General features: G+C 64.1%; 17 protein-coding genes. 12 read left to right on the top strand and 5 right to left on the bottom strand.

Translation table 11 applies throughout. The annotated features are described in order from the left end of the window. Positions 1 to 31 precede the first annotated feature (31 nt). The 8 genes from QY325_08405 (at position 32) to QY325_08440 (ending at position 7,134) form a co-directional block, all read left to right on the top strand. Entirely contained in the window at positions 32 to 1,111 is a 1,080-nt protein-coding gene (locus tag QY325_08405) for an LptF/LptG family permease (protein WKZ67935.1), read from the top strand. A gap of 87 nt (positions 1,112 to 1,198) precedes the next feature. Continuing rightward, on the top strand, positions 1,199 to 1,528 hold the full coding sequence (locus QY325_08410) for a metalloregulator ArsR/SmtB family transcription factor (GenBank protein ID WKZ67936.1): 330 nt from the start codon (positions 1,199 to 1,201) through the stop codon (positions 1,526 to 1,528). 79 nt (positions 1,529 to 1,607) lie between these two features. After that, entirely contained in the window at positions 1,608 to 2,528 is a 921-nt protein-coding gene (locus tag QY325_08415) for an arsenite methyltransferase (GenBank protein WKZ67937.1), read from the top strand. Positions 2,529 to 2,546: 18 nt separating this feature from the next. Beyond that, positions 2,547 to 3,224 (top strand): protein-tyrosine-phosphatase, encoded by a 678-nt coding sequence (locus QY325_08420; protein ID WKZ67938.1) that lies wholly within the window; start codon positions 2,547 to 2,549, stop codon positions 3,222 to 3,224. A 106-nt stretch (positions 3,225 to 3,330) separates the two neighbouring features. Next, positions 3,331 to 4,371, top strand: a complete 1,041-nt coding sequence (gene arsB / locus QY325_08425; GenBank protein WKZ67939.1) for an ACR3 family arsenite efflux transporter — start codon at positions 3,331 to 3,333, stop codon at positions 4,369 to 4,371. Between the two features lie 15 nt (positions 4,372 to 4,386). Continuing rightward, positions 4,387 to 4,842, top strand: a complete 456-nt coding sequence (locus QY325_08430; protein ID WKZ67940.1) for a DinB family protein — start codon at positions 4,387 to 4,389, stop codon at positions 4,840 to 4,842. Positions 4,843 to 4,857: 15 nt separating this feature from the next. Continuing rightward, positions 4,858 to 5,625 (top strand): sulfite exporter TauE/SafE family protein, encoded by a 768-nt coding sequence (locus tag QY325_08435; GenBank protein ID WKZ67941.1) that lies wholly within the window; start codon positions 4,858 to 4,860, stop codon positions 5,623 to 5,625. Positions 5,626 to 5,643: 18 nt separating this feature from the next. Then, entirely contained in the window at positions 5,644 to 7,134 is a 1,491-nt protein-coding gene (locus QY325_08440) for an MFS transporter (protein WKZ67942.1), read from the top strand. Between the two features lie 66 nt (positions 7,135 to 7,200). Here the strand turns inward: QY325_08440 and QY325_08445 are convergent, their stop codons facing one another. Beyond that, entirely contained in the window at positions 7,201 to 9,384 is a 2,184-nt protein-coding gene (locus QY325_08445; protein WKZ67943.1) for a T9SS type A sorting domain-containing protein, read from the bottom strand. A 137-nt stretch (positions 9,385 to 9,521) separates the two neighbouring features. Here QY325_08445 and QY325_08450 point away from each other — a divergent pair, with 137 nt between their 5' ends. The 3 genes from QY325_08450 to QY325_08460 all read left to right on the top strand — a co-directional run bounded on the left by QY325_08450 (position 9,522) and on the right by QY325_08460 (position 11,596). Continuing rightward, the gene (locus tag QY325_08450) at positions 9,522 to 9,971 is read left to right on the top strand and encodes a rhodanese-like domain-containing protein (GenBank protein ID WKZ64798.1); all 450 of its coding nucleotides are present in this window, start codon (positions 9,522 to 9,524) and stop codon (positions 9,969 to 9,971) included. Between the two features lie 223 nt (positions 9,972 to 10,194). Beyond that, complete coding sequence (locus QY325_08455; GenBank protein WKZ64799.1) at positions 10,195 to 10,599, top strand: clan AA aspartic protease; 405 nt, start codon at positions 10,195 to 10,197, stop codon at positions 10,597 to 10,599. 520 nt (positions 10,600 to 11,119) lie between these two features. Beyond that, entirely contained in the window at positions 11,120 to 11,596 is a 477-nt protein-coding gene (locus QY325_08460) for a Dps family protein (GenBank protein ID WKZ64800.1), read from the top strand. A gap of 364 nt (positions 11,597 to 11,960) precedes the next feature. On the opposite strand, the gene QY325_08465 is transcribed toward QY325_08460, so the two are convergent. From QY325_08465 to QY325_08480, 4 genes are read right to left on the bottom strand one after another with little or no spacing between them, the layout of a single operon-like run. Continuing rightward, positions 11,961 to 12,200 carry a hypothetical protein gene (locus QY325_08465; protein ID WKZ64801.1) on the bottom strand — a complete coding sequence of 80 codons (240 nt, stop codon included), beginning with the start codon at positions 12,198 to 12,200 and terminating at the stop codon, positions 11,961 to 11,963. After that, on the bottom strand, positions 12,197 to 12,484 hold the full coding sequence (locus tag QY325_08470; protein WKZ64802.1) for a hypothetical protein: 288 nt from the start codon (positions 12,482 to 12,484) through the stop codon (positions 12,197 to 12,199). The genes QY325_08465 and QY325_08470 overlap by 4 nt, the downstream gene beginning before the upstream one ends. A gap of 16 nt (positions 12,485 to 12,500) precedes the next feature. Next, complete coding sequence (locus tag QY325_08475) at positions 12,501 to 12,812, bottom strand: M48 family metallopeptidase (protein ID WKZ64803.1); 312 nt, start codon at positions 12,810 to 12,812, stop codon at positions 12,501 to 12,503. Continuing rightward, positions 12,812 to 14,464: a hypothetical protein gene (locus QY325_08480; protein WKZ64804.1), complete on the bottom strand. Its 1,653-nt coding sequence runs from the start codon at positions 14,462 to 14,464 to the stop codon at positions 12,812 to 12,814. Before QY325_08480 ends, QY325_08475 begins: the two co-directional genes overlap by 1 nt. Before the next feature lie 87 nt (positions 14,465 to 14,551). Between QY325_08480 and QY325_08485 the strand changes: the two genes are divergently transcribed. Further along, positions 14,552 to 15,623 (top strand): IS3 family transposase gene (locus QY325_08485; GenBank protein WKZ64805.1). Its coding sequence is split into 2 segments (ribosomal slippage): positions 14,552 to 14,817 and positions 14,816 to 15,623, totalling 1,074 coding nucleotides; the frame shifts between segments, so codons are not numbered across the junction. Positions 15,624 to 15,723: the final 100 nt, after the last annotated feature.

A 15,723-nucleotide genomic window follows, 5' to 3' on the forward strand; every position in this document is an offset into this window, starting at 1 on the left:
GTGCGCAGGCCCTTGCGCGATAGCCCTGCACATGCTCCGCATCCTCGACCGCTACATCCTGAGCCGGTTCCTCGGCACCTTCTTCTTCATGCTGGTGCTGATCATGCTCATCGCGGTGGTCTTCGACCTCAGTGAGAAGACCGAGGATTTCGCCGGAACGAAGGCCACCACGGGCGAGATCATCCTCGACTACTACGTCAACTTCGTGGTGTTCTACGCCAACCGGTTCAGCGGCCTGTTCACCTTCCTCGCGGTGCTGCTCTTCACCAGCCGGCTGGCGCACCGCAGCGAGGTGATCGCCATGCTCAGCAGCGGGGTGAGCTTCCCGCGCATCATGTGGCCCTACTTCCTGGGCGCAACGCTCCTCACCATCCTCTCCCTGGTCATCAACCACCTGGTGCTGCCCAAGGCCAACGAGGTGCGCCTCGCCTTCGAGGAAGCCTACATCCGCGTCACCTTCTCGGTGAAGGACCGGCACCTGCACCGCGAGATCGAGCCGGGCACCATCGCCTATTGCGAGCGCTACGGCGCCAAGGAGCGCACCCTCTACACCTTCGGCCTGGAGCGGTGGGAGAACGGCGCGCTGCGCAGCAAGCTCGATGCCGACCGTGCCGAGTACGACAGCCTGGGCGGCCGCTGGCGCATCATCAACTACAGCGCCCGCACCATGGGGCCCGAGGGCGACCGCCTCACGCGCGGCGCCCTCCTCGACACCGTGCTGCCCCTGCGCCCCGAGGACCTGGGCCAGCGCGTGGAGATGGCCATGGCCATGAGCACGCCCGAACTGAACGCCTACATCGAGAAGAAGCTGCGCCAGGGCGACGGCAAGGTGGGCCCCTACCTCATCGAGAAGCACCAGCGCACCGCCTATCCCCTGGCCACCTACATCTTCACGCTCATCGGCGTGGGCATCGCCAGCCGCAAGGTGCGCGGCGGCACGGGACTCCACCTCGCGCTCGGCGTCATGCTGGTGCTGGTGTACTTCTTCGTGGTGCAATTCACCACGGTGGCGGCCACCAATGCGGGGCTCGACCCCTTCCTGGCCGTCTGGATCCCCAACATCGGGTACGCCCTCATCGGCGCCTGGATCTACCGGAACGCGCCCAAGTAGCCTTCCCATCCTGAACGGGGATATTCATCGGCATTTGCCGATGATTCGCCTCTATATCGTAATATTGCGATCTATTCAGCATCCTCCATGGGCGTCACCAAGACCGACCTCTTCACCGCGCCGCAGAACCAGCTGGCCACCTGGGCCAAGGTGCTGGGACACCCCGCGCGCATCGCCATCCTCCAGTACCTCTTGAAACAGAACGCCTGCGTGTGCGGCAGCCTGGTGGAGGAGCTGGGACTGGCGCAGGCCACCATCAGCCAGCACCTGCGGGAGCTGAAGGATGCCGGCCTGATCACCGGCACCGTGGAAGGCACCAGCGTGTGCTACTGCATCGAACCCAAGGCCTGGGCCAAGGCGGAGGCCGCCTTCGCCAAGCTCTTCGCCGCCTACAAACCCATCGATACCTGCTGCTAGAACAAGCAATGGGCGGATCATGATCCGCCCCAACGACGCGTACGGGCGCGTCATGACGCGCCCCAACAAGCAACAACCAATGAATACCCCCCAAGAGACCAAGGACCTCGTCCGCGCCAAGTACGCCGAGATCGCCCGCCAGGACAAGGCCACCAACGCCAGCAGCTGCTGCGGCGCCGGCGGCTGCAGCACCGAGGTGGCCACCATCATGAGCGACGACTACACCAAGCTCGCGGGCTACAACCCCGACGCCGACCTCTCCCTGGGCTGCGGACTCCCCACGGAGTTCGCGCAGATCACCCCCGGCCACACCGTGCTCGACCTCGGCAGCGGCGCCGGCAACGACTGCTTCGTGGCCCGCGCGGCAACCGGTCCCGATGGGCGCGTGATCGGCGTGGACTTCACCCCCGAGATGATCGCCAAGGCCAGGGACAACGCCCGCAAGCTGGACTACCAGAACGTGGAGTTCCGGCAGGGCGACATCGAGGCGCTGCCCCTTTCCGCCTGCATGGTGGACGTGGTGGTGAGCAACTGCGTGCTGAACCTGGTGCCCGACAAGCGGAAGGCGTTCAGCGAGGTGCTGCGCGTGCTGAAGCCCGGCGGGCACTTCAGCATCAGCGATGTGGTGCTGGTGGGCGAACTGCCCCCTGCGATCCAGGGCGCAGCCGAGATGTACGCGGGTTGCGTGAGCGGCGCGCTGCAGGAGAGCGAATACCTCGGCATCATCCGCGAGCTGGGCTTCGAGGATATCACCGTACAGAAGCGCAAGCCCATCGTGGTGCCGGACGATATCCTCACGAACTACCTGAACGCCGAGGAGCTCGCCGCCTTCAAGGCCAGCGGCACGGGCATCTTCAGCATCACCGTGTTTGCCCGCAAGAGCAGCGTGGACTGCTGCGCGCCCAAAGCGGAAAAGCAGGCCCTGAAGGCCCCCACCCCCGCCAACCCCGAAGGCATCCATGCCCTGCCGGGCTGCGACCTGGGCGCGGGCTGCTGCTGAGCGTACGATTCTGCCACCATGCTGCTTCCCACCCTGCTCCTGTCGCTGCTCTTGCCTGACGCACCCATGGACCGCACCCTGTACCCCGACCTGCAACGCTATGTGGACGACCGTGTGGTGCCCGCCATGACCGCCATCCCTGCCGAGCGCAAGGAAAGCCTCGACCTCATCGCGGCCTTCGTGAAGGAGCGCAAGGCCGCCGGTGCCACGGCCGACCTCACCTTCATCTGCACGCACAACAGCCGGCGCAGTCACCTGAGCCAGCTGTGGGCGGCCACCGCGGCCTGGAGCTTTGGTCAGGACCATGTGCGCACCTACAGCGGCGGCACGGAGGCCACGGCCTTCAACCCGCGTGCGGTGGCGGCGGTGGAGCGCGCTGGATTCCAGGTGGTGAAGCCCGAAGGGAAGAACCCGATGTACGAGGTGTCGTTCGCGAAGGACCGCGCGGCGGAACGCTGCTGGAGCAAGGTGTACAACGACCCCGCCAATCCGCAGAAAGAGTTCTGCGCGGTGATGACCTGCTCGGAGGCGGACAAGAATTGCCCGATCGTGTTCGGCGCCATGGACCGCATCAGCCTGCCCTACAACGACCCCAAGGAGGCTGATGGCACGCCCGAGGAGGCCACGCGCTACGACGAGCGCTGCCTGCAGATCGCGGCGGAACTGTGGTACGTGATGCAGCAGGCCGCGCGTTGACAGCTCACCACAGAGGCACAGAGGGCACGGAGCACCTATGCCGGAGCACCTGCTCATCTTTTCTCTGTGTCCTCCGTGCCTCTGTGGTGAATGAACCGACTCCTCGATGAACTCCTCCCGACCCTCCATCGGCTTCTTCGAGAAGTACCTCACCGCCTGGGTGCTGCTGTGCATCGCAGCAGGTATCGCCCTGGGCCAGGTGGCCGGCAGCGGCATGCAGGTCATCGCCGACCTCGAGGTGAACACGGTGAACATCCCCGTTGCCATCCTCATCTGGCTGATGATCTACCCCATGATGGTGCAGGTGGACTTCGACAGCGTGCGGCGTATCGGTCCGCAACTGAAAGGGCTTGGGCTCACCGTGGTGGTCAACTGGCTCATCAAGCCCTTCACCATGGCCTTCTTCGCGTGGGTCTTCTTCACCAAGCTCTACGCGGCCTGGATCACGCCCGAGCTGGCGCAGGAATACATCGCCGGAGCCATCCTGCTCGGCGCGGCGCCCTGCACCGCCATGGTCTTCGTGTGGAGCTACCTCAGCGGCGGCGACCCCAACTACACGCTGGTGCAGGTCAGCGTGAACGACCTGATCCTGCTCGTGCTTTTCATCCCCATCGTGCAATTGCTCCTCGGCATCACGGGCATCGCCATCCCCTGGGGCGTGCTCAGCACCTCGGTCATCGTCTTCGTGGTGATCCCCTTGGTGGCCGGATACCTCACCCACCGCTGGCTGATGCGCACCAAGGGCGAAGCCTGGTTCAAGACCCGCTTCCTGCCCGCGCTGAAGCCGCTCTCCATCACCGCGCTGCTGCTGACCTTGATCCTGCTCTTCGCCTTCCAAGGCCAGAAGATATTGGCCAACCCCTTCGACATCCTGCTCATCGCCATCCCGCTCGCGCTGCAGACCTATTTCATCTTCTTCCTCAGCTGGAAGGGTGGTCGCTGGCTGGGACTGAACTACCGCACCTGCGCTCCGGCCAGCATGATCGGCGCCAGCAACTTCTTCGAGCTGGCGGTGGCCGTGGCCATCGCGCTCTTCGGGCTGAACAGCGGCGCGGCGCTCGTCACCGTGGTGGGGGTGCTGATCGAAGTGCCCATCATGCTGCATCTCGTACGCATCGCCAAGCGGTGGAAGTACGATGCCGCATAGGGATATCTTCAAGCCATGGACGCCCGCACCGCCTCCCTCCTCGCCCTCTTCACCGAAGGCCGCACCCGTTTCACCAACCTGCTGGACAAGCTCACCGAGGCCGACCTGCCGAAGAAGCTCGCTCCCGCGCCCAACAGCATCGGCTTCCTGGTGCGGCACATCGGCGATGTGGAACTGCTCTTCGCCAAGAACGTGTTCGGCTTGCAAGGCGTGAACGTGCATGCCAGTACCGTTGCGAAGGGGCACGACACCGGCGAGTGGACCGACCTGGCCGCACTGAAAACCTACGTGCAGCAGAGCGCCGATACCCTGCGCCGTGCCATCGAAGCAACGAGCGCAGCCGACTGGGACACCGTGATCGAGACGAAGGAATTCGGGAAGAAGACCAAGGCCGAAGCGCTGGGCCGCATCGTGACGCACACGGCCTACCATGCCGGGCAGATCGGGATTATCCTCAAGTACGGCGCTTGATTCCGCGGTGCGCCCATGGACGCCTCCCACCTCCTCATCCCCGCTGTAGCACTGGCCGCCTCGCTGGTCACGCTGATCAGCGGCTTCGGGCTGGGCACCTTGCTGCTGCCGGTGTTCGCGCTGTTCTTCCCGCTGGAAGTGGCCATCGGGCTCACGGCGGTGGTGCACCTGCTCAACAACCTCTTCAAGCTGGGCCTGCTGTGGAAGGACATCCATTGGAGCACCGTGCTGCGCTTCGGTGTGCCGGGCATCGTGGGGGCCTACCTCGGCGCGCGGCTCATGCTGCTATTGGGCGCGCGTGATGCGCTCTACCAAGGCCTGGTCCATCCCGTGGACCCGCTCGATCTGGTCATCGCCGGGCTGATGCTCGTCTTCGGCCTGTTCGAGCTCTCGAAGACCCTCAACACGCTCTCCCTGCCACCGCGCTGGATGGTGCCCGGCGGACTGATCAGCGGATTCTTCGGCGGACTCAGCGGACACCAGGGTGCATTGCGCAGCCTCTTCCTGTTGCGCAGCGGACTCGCCAAGGAGGCCTTCATCGCCAGCGGCGTCGCCATCGCCTGCCTGGTGGACCTCACCCGCCTGCCCGCCTACGCCACCAAGGACCTGGAGGCCGTCGCGCAGGAACAAGGCCTGCTGCTGCTGGCCAGCACGCTCGCGGCCTTCCTCGGTGCCTGGTGGGGCAAGAAGCTCATCCCCAAGGTGACCATGCGCGGCGTGCAGCTCACCGTAGGTGTGCTGATCCTCGCCATCTCTGTGATGCTCGCAACGGGCATCATCTAGCGGTCAACGCAACCTGCCATGGCCCAGTCCACCACTCTCGGCCTCCGCGCCAACTGGAAGCAGTTCACCCTGCTCGTCATCGTCAACGCCTTCGTGGGCGGCATGGTGGGCATCGAACGCACCGTGCTGCCCGTGCTCGCCGAGCTGGAGTTCGGCATCGCTTCGCACGCGGCCGCGCTCAGCTTCATCCTGGCCTTCGGCGTCAGCAAGGCGCTGGCCAACTACTTCACCGGCCGGCTGGCGGGGCGCTACGGACGCAAGGCCTTGCTCGTCACCGGCTGGCTGCTCGCACTTCCCGTTCCCTTCCTGCTCATTTACGCCGATGCGTGGGCCTGGGTGGTGGCGGCCAACATCCTGCTGGGCATCCACCAGGGCTTCGCGTGGAGCAGCACCGTGGTGATGAAGATGGACCTCGTGGGCGAAAAGGACCGCGGCCTCGCCATGGGCCTCAACGAGTTCGCCGGCTACCTCGCCGTTGGGGCGATGGCCTTCCTCACCGGCTACCTCGCCGCGCACTACGGACCGCGTCCCGTGCCCTTCCAGGTGGGCATCGGCATCGCGGTGGTCGGTCTGCTGCTCACCCTGCTGTGGGTGAAGGACACCGTGCACCACGTGGCGGCCGAGGGCGCCACCAGCGTCCTCCCCAAGCTGAAGCGCGTGTTCGTGGAGACCAGCCTCACGCACCGCACGCTGGGGCCCGTGACCCAGGCCGGGCTGGTGAACAACCTGAACGACGGCATGCTGTGGGGCCTGCTGCCCGTGCTGCTGCTGCACGAGGGCCTCGGCCCCGACCGCATCGGCCTCATCGCCGCCGTGTACCCCGCCGTGTGGGGCCTCGGCCAGCTCTTCACCGGCAAGCTCGCCGATGTGGTGAACCGCCGCTCCCTGCTCATCATCGGCATGGTGCTGCAAGGCGTGGCCATCCTCGGCCTGCCCTTCGTGCATGCCCAGGGCGCCTACATCGCGCTCAGCGCCGCGCTCGGCCTGGGCACCGCGCTGGTCTACCCCACCTTCCTGGCCGTGCTGGCCGCGCATACGCATCCGCAGCAGCGCAGCGAGGCCGTGGGCGTGTTCCGCCTGTGGCGCGACCTGGGCTATGCCATCGGCGCGCTGCTCACCGGCCTCATCGCCGACCGTTTCGGCATCACCGCCTCCATCGGCGCCATCGGTGCGGTCACCGTGGGCAGCGGCGTGGTGGTGTGGCTGCGCATGCCCAGCGAAAGGAAGTGCCTGCAACCGGAGGACCTGAAGCCGCTGCTGAACCAACCCGGTGTGCGCGTGGTGGATGTGCGCAGCCCCGAGGAGTATGCCACCGGCCACTTGCCCCAGGCCATCAACATCCCCCTGCCCGAACTGCTGGAGCGCGCACGCAGCTGGTCGCCGCGGGAGCGCATCATCACCGTGTGCGCCAAGGGCGGCGGGCGCAGTGCCCAGGCCGCGCAGGTGCTGCGGGACATGGGGTTTGGGCGCACGTGGTGGTTGTGCGGGGGAACGGTGAGGTGGCGGTGAGGATGGGTAAGTGACCTTCCACCCGACAACTTGAATGGGAGCCTTCGCGGAGATCCGAGGATCGGCTCACTCCTTCGCGAAGCGCGCTACTGCCCGACCGTGCTCGGTGATCACCGCTGCGGTATAGAGGCCGGTCGGAAGCCTGCCCACGTCGAGAGAACTGAGGGAACCAGACCATCGGCCTTGCAACACCACGCGACCCTGAGCATCGTGGACGAGCCATTGCCCCGTGCCGCTCGAGCTCAACAGCAAACGGATCTCGTCGCTCGCTGGATTCGGAGCGATCACGAGCGATGATGCCTGGTGCGCTGGAACGCGCGTGCTGAGCTCCGCCACCACGGTAGCCGTGTTCGTGCGGATAGGCGGATTCACATCAAAGTAGATATCGGCCTTGTTAGCCAGCACCGTACCGGGCACTATCCAAGGGTGTGGCGCGATGGCAAAGGAGAAGGCCCCTTGGCTGCCCATCAGGTCGCTGGTGCTATCAGGGAGCATGATGTCCGGGAAGTCGATGATGAGGATGGAGTCGCTCTCCAAGCGCGCCTCAAAGGCATGTGTTGCGCCAAGGATCCGCAAGCTCGCCACATCAAGCACGTGCGACAGCGTGTCCACCAAGCGCACATGCAGTGCTTCTGCGTTGCCCGTGTTCTGGAAACGGATGGTGTAGGCCAGCGACGTATCGGCATCGAGAAAGAAGTGCGACCCGCTCAGGCGCGAGCTCGTGCTCACCAACTTATCGTTCGGGTCGTAGGCGCCCACCACCAGGGTACTGAGCGTTGCCACATCGTTCACCGGATCGGCATCCGCGGGCGATGGCGCCAGCGTGAGCGTGGCGTTCACGTTCGTACCGATCAGCAACGGGTCGGGGGGCACCTGCAGCACCACCGCGATGTTCAGCTGCCCGAAGGCAGTGAGCGAAGGCACCGTGAACTGCAATTGCCCGGGCGTGTTCACCGTGGGCGGCATACTGCTGCTCACGTAGCTGAGCACCGGGTCGTAGTCCAGCGTTGCGGTGAAGGGGCCGAAGGAATACGCACCGTTGTTGAGCGCGCGCAGGCCATAGCCGAACGTGAAGCCCGGTCGCGGCGTGCCGGACCAGAGCACCGCCTCCATGTCCGGGCCGTAGAGCGGCTGCAGCGCCATGTCCATCGTCACGTTGGGCGTGACGGCATTGAGCGTGAAGGGCGCAGGCAGCACGGCCGGACAGAGCGGCGCATGGTTGCCCGCATCGGCGATGGTGGCGGTGTACACACCATAGGGCAGCGCTTCGCTGTAGTATCCCGCGCCATCGGTGAGCTCGTAATGCCCGCCGGGGGCGCATTGCACCACGCGCCAGGGATAGGGCACATCACCGGGGTCCTGGATGCAATCGCCGTTGAGATCAACATACACTGTGCCATCCACCTGGCCGCAGGGAGCCGCACTCACGGGGATGGTGAACTGCACCAGCGCGCCGCAGGAGCCCATCATTGGCGGCGCGCCCCCTCCGCTCGGATCGAAGGGGTAGGCCTCCACGCCGTAGTCCCCCGGAGCCAGGTGGTCGATCGTCACCTGGTTGCCATTGGGATAGTAGTAGGTAAAGAGCCCTGTCCAGAAGAACATGCTCACGATGCCCACCTGATCGAAGGTGAGCACCGCGCTGCCCGTCTCCCCACCCGCGCAACTGGGCGTCACCACCACGTTCTGAAGCACCGGTGTGCTCAGGTCCATCACCTCGATGTTGCTGAACGTGCTCGCGCAGCCGTTGGCATCGGTCACGGTGCAGGTGTACGTGGTGCCCGGACAAAGGCCGCTCAGGAATACGTTGTTCGCGCCCACGCTGCCGCTGCCACCGGGGGTGACACTTGCGCTGTGTGGCGGAGCACCGCCCCAGGCGAAGCCGAAATAGCTCAGCGCACCGCTGCCGTTGCAGGCTCCATCGCAACTGGTCACAGCGCCCGTGAAGGTGTTGCCCGGCAACAAGGTGCCGATGGCCTGCACCGTGCCCGTGGCCATGGCAGTACCACCCAGCGCATCTTCGACCGTGACGGTGTAGCTCCCCGCGAACAGCTCCCGCGCAGTACTGGTACCCTGCCCGATGGGCGGAGCGGGGCTCCACGTATACGTGTACGGGCCTTGTCCGCCACTGACGATGGCGTGGATCCAGCCGGTGCCGTTGCCGCAGGCGTCATTGAAGACGTTCAGTGTGACGGAAAGCGCCGCGTTAGCCTTCAAGGCGCAGAGGAGCAGTAGCCAGGCGAGGTGACGCATAAGGTGGATCTTACCACCAAGTTAGGCCGATCTAAAGCATCGGAACCGAACCGTTGCAAGGAACTTATCCACCACCCGCATCGGCTCTTGGTTGGTCTTTGCATGGCGTCACGGCCACACCGTTCTACCGAAGCACCTTGCCAGGGAAGAGCTCCATAGCGCATCGCTTCGCGTTCACCATCGGCGCGCTGCTCACCGGCCTCATCGCCGACCGCTTCGGCATCACGGCCTCCATCCTCGCCATCGGCGCGGTCACCGTGGGCAGCGGCGTGGTGGTGTGGCTGCGCATGCCCAGCGAACGCAAGTGCCTGGAGCCCGCCGACCTGAAACCGCTGCTGGACCAACCCGGTGTGCGCGTGGTGGACGTGCGCAGCCCCGCCGAGTACGCCAGCGGCCACCTGCCGCAGGCCATCAACATCCCCCTCACCGAACTGCTGGAACGCGCGCGCAGCTGGTCGCCCCGGGAGCGCATCATCACCGTGTGCGCCAAGGGCGGCGGGCGCAGCGCCCAGGCCGCGCAGATCCTTCGCGACCTGGGCTTCGGACGCACGTGGTGGTTGTGCGGGGGGACGTTGGGGTGGCGGTAAGGAGAGCCCGCCGGTACACCATGCTACATGGCGCAGGGTCCCCTGCGGGAGACCCTGCTCAGGTATGGGCTTCGGACGCACGTGGTGGTTGTGCGGGGGGACGTTGGGGTGGCGGTGATCGGCCCCATACCTTGCAGAATACCACAACACCAGCTGCATCACCTTCCGCAGCTCCATGCAGCACGTTCATGGACATACCCTCGCAACGGCTTAAATTAGGGGCATGGCACTCGTGAACGGCCACCTCATTCTGAAGAACCCGCGCCTACCGGAGTTGGAGCCCGTGCCCGTGAATGCCTTGGTGGATACCGGGGCCGTTCATCTCTGCATCCCCGAGCATGTGCGCATTCAGCTGAAGCTGGAAGCCATTGACCAGAAGGAAGTGACCCTGGCGGATGGGAGCCGCAAGCTGGTGCCCTATGTGGGTCCCATCGAGATCCGCTTCAAGAACAGAACCGGGTTCGCAGGGGCTTTGGTGCTCGGCGACCAGGTGTTGATGGGGGCCATTCCCATGGAGGACATGGATCTGGTGGTGATCCCCAAGACACGCACCATCGACGTGAACCCGGACAGTCCCAATGTGGCCTCCAGCGTGGCCATGGGTGTTCTACCGGCACGTCGTTCTTGATCGGCCAAGGCACATCACCAACCGCATCCTTGGAACGAACCGAGGCTGACAGGTTCCCGTTGGCACAACCACCGAAGGAGCGCATCATCACCGTGTGCGCGAAGGGTGGCGGACGCAGCGCCCAGGCCGCGCAGGTGTTGCGGGACATGGGTTACAGACGGACGTGGTGGTTGTGCGGGGGCACGGTGGGGTGGCGGTGAGCAGCTGCCGCCGGTTCACCAGGCTACCTGGTGCAGGGTCCCCAGCGGGAGACCCGGCACAGGTCTGGGGCGCAGGGTGCACTTCGTGAGGCCCTGCTCAGGTATGGGTTACCCTGCACAGGCCTGTGTGACCCGGCTCACCCCGGCTGCAAAGCCCACCGCATACCTTGCACCGTGGCAGGGATCACCTGCCGATCTTTAAGGACCAGGAACAAGGCCCCCGGGACGGGACGGCGCATGGCCGCTGGAGTCCGGTGGCCGCAGGAACAGAACAACACAACAGGGCAACCCCTGAGCGATCACGATCAACACCCTTTCCCATGAAGAAGACCAACACCATCGGCCTGGATGCGAAGAAAGCCGACAAGCTCGTGAGCGGGTTGAACCGGCTGCTGGCCAACTACGCCGTCTTTTACCAGAACGCCCGGGGCTACCACTGGAACATCAAGGGCGAGAAGTTCTTCGAACTGCACCTGAAGTTCGAGGAGCTGTACAACGACCTGCTGTTGAAGATCGACGATGTGGCTGAGCGCATCCTCACCCTGGGCGGTACCCCCGAGCACAACTACTCGCACTACCACAAGGTGGCCACCATCAAGGAGAGCAGGCACGTGAGCGACGGGGTCGCCGCCGTAAAGGAGGTCCTGGCGGCCTTCAAGACCGTGATCCTGCTGCAGCGCGAGCTCTTGGAACTGAGCGCTGACGCCAAGGACGAGGGGACCAATGCCCTCATGAGCGACTACATCCGCGCGCAGGAAAAGCTGGTGTGGATGTACTCCGCCTTCCTGGCCAAGTAAGGGCGGCCTGTGCCCCCTGGGCCTGCCCTTGGAAGGCACACCTGCCCCGCATCCGCAGCGCCGCTGTGCGATCCCCGCCGTGCATGCTGGCGGCCTGGTGCCCCAGGCCATCAACATCCCATCACCGAACTGCTGGAGCGTGCGCGCAGCTGGTCGCCCCGGGAGCGCATCATCACCGTGTGCGCCAAAGGCGGCGGGCGCAGCGCCCAGGCCGCGCAGATGCTGCGCGATAGGGGCTTTGGATGGACGTGGTGGTTGTGCGGGGGGACCGTGGGGTGGCGGTGAGGAGAGGCCACCGGTTCAACATGCTACCTGGTGCAGGGTCCCCTGCGGGAGACCCTGCGGAGGAACGCGCTTTGAGGAATTACTTTGAGAATATTGCCTTCAGCAAGTGGCCAATTAGGATGATTGCCCCAACAGCCAAAGCCGCATTGAGGATCTCATCAGCATTCCGGCCTGCGCGGTAATCGTTGTACTGCTGCCGGGTGATGCTTCCATTGCGATAGAGGAGTTCCATGTATTCATCGCGCTCCTGATTGGTAGCCGAACCAGCCCTGACCTTCTCACCCAGGGTCGCCAGCCGCATGTAATCCAGCTGATTCATGGGTTCTGCTTTTCTACGGTTTGCTTCATGGCCGCGAGTAGGGCAGGGAACAACTCCTTCAGCTGGTCAATGGTCTGTTGCTGAAGCGCATCCGTTCGCTCAAGATTCTTCATCTCGAGTTGAAGGTCATTGAGACCATCCTTGGTAGCATACCCTTCGCACTTCTTCTCAAGAGCATGTATCTGATCCTTGAGTGCGTGGATGCTCCGGAAATGCCAGACAAGGAAGCCAGCGACGATGACCACTACGCCGAGAACCGTTCCGATCTGTTGCCAGAGTTCCATGTGCACCGAAGGTATCTCAGGCTGTTTCCAGTTGCATGGCATCAAGCTCCTTCCGCACCACCTCCCACTCCCCCAAATACCCACGCATCAAGCTTTTCCAAAGCTTCCCGTGGTTGGGCACGCGCAGGTGCAGAAGCTCATGCACAATGACATAATCCTGCAAGCGGGTTGGCATGGAGAGCAATTCATCGTTAAAGTTCAGGTGCCCGTTCATGGAGCAGCTGGCCCACTTGCGGCGCATGGGGCGGATGCCCAGCCACACCACCTCCACTTGGAGCTTGGCGGCCCAGTCGTGGACCCGTTGCTTGAAGGCGGCCTTGGTGTCCATCAGATGCGGTCCGCTTTCTCCAACAACGTGAACAGGTCATCCACCAATCTTGCCACGGCCTCGGGGTCGTCCACCTGGCTGTAGATGGCGAAGGTGACCTTGGCGCGCAGCTCGCGCAGTTCCTTCTCGCTCGTCTTCCAGTGCGGGAAGGCCACGAAGGCGTCCTTGATCTTGCGGCTCACGGTCTCGCTCTCGGGCACCTGCGCATCCAGCAGGGTGCGGTACACGAAGTAGGTGAGCCCGTCGAAGCCCTTCTCGGCCTGCTCCCGCTTGCGGTCCTCGTTCTGTTGCACCAGGCGCAGCAGGTCGTCCAGGGCCTCTTTGGTTCCCGTCTGGCGGTTCTCGAAGCTCTCCTGGACGGCCTTGGCACGCTCGGCCATGGCGATCAGGAAGGGGTCGTCGCTTTCGGACTCGGCCTTCTTCTCGATGCTCTTGATCAGGTTGATCACCTTGGTGCCGTCGCCCGCATTCTTCTGCTTGATCAGCTCGATGGTGCGCTCGTTGATCTCCACCAGCTCCAGCGGCGCGTTCACGTTGTAGGTGCCCACGTGCTCCTGCACCAGGTTGTTGGTCTTGCGCTGGAAGTCGCGGTCCACCTCCACGCGCTTGGTGTAGGCCTTGCGCACCACGTCGTAGATGGCGCTGAGCGTGGCGTAGGGCTCGATGTAGGGTCGCAGGAAGGCATCGGGGCTGATGATCTCGTAGAGCATCTCCACCTCCTTGTACTCCTTGAAGAACTCCTTGCGGCGCTCGGGGTCGCGGAAGTGCTCGATCAGCGCGTCCACGTCGCGGTCGTCGAAGCGGCCGCCCACCAGCGCGAGGTAGGCGGGTACCTTCTGCTCCATCTTGTTCTTGAACAGGCCCTTCAGCAGGGCGATGTCCTTCACGATGGCGTTGATCTCCTCGCTGTCGAAGGCCAGGGCTTTCTCCAGCTTGTCGAAGATGCCCACGAAGTCCAGCACGAAACCGTGGGGCTTCACCATCTCGGCCTGCTCGTTCTCGTACGGACGGTTCACCCGGGCGATGGCCTGCAGCAGCGTGTGGTCGCGCATGGGCTTGTCCAGGTACATGGCGTAGAGCAGCGGCGCGTCGTAGCCGGTGAGCAGCTTCTCGGTAACGATGAGGATCTTGGGCTGCTGGTCCAGTTTGGTGAAGGCCTTGCGGATCTGCCGCTCCTTCTTCTCGTCCAGGTGCCACTCCTTCAGCGCGGCGCTGTCGTTGTTGTTGCCGGTGTACACCACGGCGCTGTACTCGGGCGGCAGGAACTTGTCGAGGGCGTGCTTGTACAGCGCGCAGGCCTCGCGGTCCACGCCAACGAGGAAGGCCTTGTAGCCGAGCGGCTCCACGTTCTCGGTGTAGTGCTTGGCCACGAACTCGGCCACCTTGGGGATGCGCTCCCTGCCCTTCAGGAAGTTCTTCAGGTTCACGGCGCGGTCCAGCACCTTGTTCAGGTGCTCGATGTCCGCCAGGCCCTCGGCTTCGGCCAGCGAAAGGAACTCCTTGTCCAGCGTTTCGTGGGGCACCAGCAGGTCGTTGGGGGCCAGGTTGTAGTACAGGGGTAGCGTGGTACCGTCGCTGATGCTGTCGGCGATGCTGTACTTGTGCAGGTAGCCCTTGTCGTCCTCGTGTAAGCTTCCCCGAAGTTCGGCCATTCATTGCTGGAGGTGAAGTGATCCTTGGCCCCGCGGGGCCAAGGATCGCTTCGGCCGGCCAGGGGCTACATTCAACCACACGTAGCCATGAGAAAGAGCAAGTTCACCGAGCATCAGGTCATCGCCATCCTCAAGCGTCACGAGGCTGGCTCGAAGGTGGCCGACCTGTGCCGCGAGCACGGGATCAGCAACGCCACGTTCTACCAATGGAAGGCCAAGTATGGCGGCATGGAGCCCAACCAGGTCAAGCAGCTGCGTGACCTGCAGGAGGAGCTCAGCCGCCTGAAGCGCATGTACACCGAGCTGAGCATGGTGCATGATGCCTTGAAGCAGGTGGTGGAAAAGAAGTGGGGCGCCTGACGAGAAGCGCGAGATCGTTCAGGCGATGATACAGGAGCACAGCATCTCCGAGCGCCAAGCCTGCGGCAGCGTGGGCTTGGCGCGCAGCACCGCGCAGTACTGCAAGACCCCAGCGGATGACACGCCCATTATCCAGGTCTTGGAACAGCTCACCCAGAAGCACCCGGCCATCGGGGTGTGGCAAAGCCATCATCGGATGCGCTTGATGGGTCACCTGTGGAACTTCAAGCGGGTGTATCGGGTCTACACCGGTCTGGGCCTCAACATTCGTCGCAGGGCCAAGAAACGGCTGCCTGCACGGGTGAAGCAGGCGCTGTTCCGTCCTGCTGGTCCGGACCAGGTCTACAGCATCGACTTCATGCATGACAGCCTCTGGGACGGCCGGACCTACCGCTTGCTAAATGTGATCGACGACTACAACAGGGAGGTGCTCGCGATCGAGGTGGACACCTCACTGCCCGCACTGCGCGTGATACGCGTGCTGGAACGCATCAAAGCAGTGCGTCCGCTGCCCAAGATGATCCGCGTGGACAACGGCCCGGAGTTCATCAGCGCCAAGCTCGACCACTGGTGCCGCGAACACGGCATTACCTTGACCTACATCCAGCCAGGCAAGCCCACCCAGAACGCCTACATCGAACGCCTCAACGGCAGCATCCGTCGTGAACTGCTCAGCGCCTACGTGTTCCGTACCTTGGACGAGGTGCGCGAGAAGGCCGATGAGTGGATGACCGATTACAACCATCACCGCCCACACAAGGCGCTTGGCTACCGGCCGCCAGCGCCCATCCGATCCTAAACCTATGCCCCAGGAGCCTCTAGTTATGATCGGCCCGAAAACAGGGGAAGCTTACAGAACGCGCGCGCAGCTGGTCGCCCCGGGAGCGCATCATCACCGT

The sequence above is a fragment of the Flavobacteriales bacterium genome (assembly GCA_030584065.1).
Taxonomy (GTDB): Bacteria; Bacteroidota; Bacteroidia; order Flavobacteriales_F; family PHOS-HE28; genus PHOS-HE28.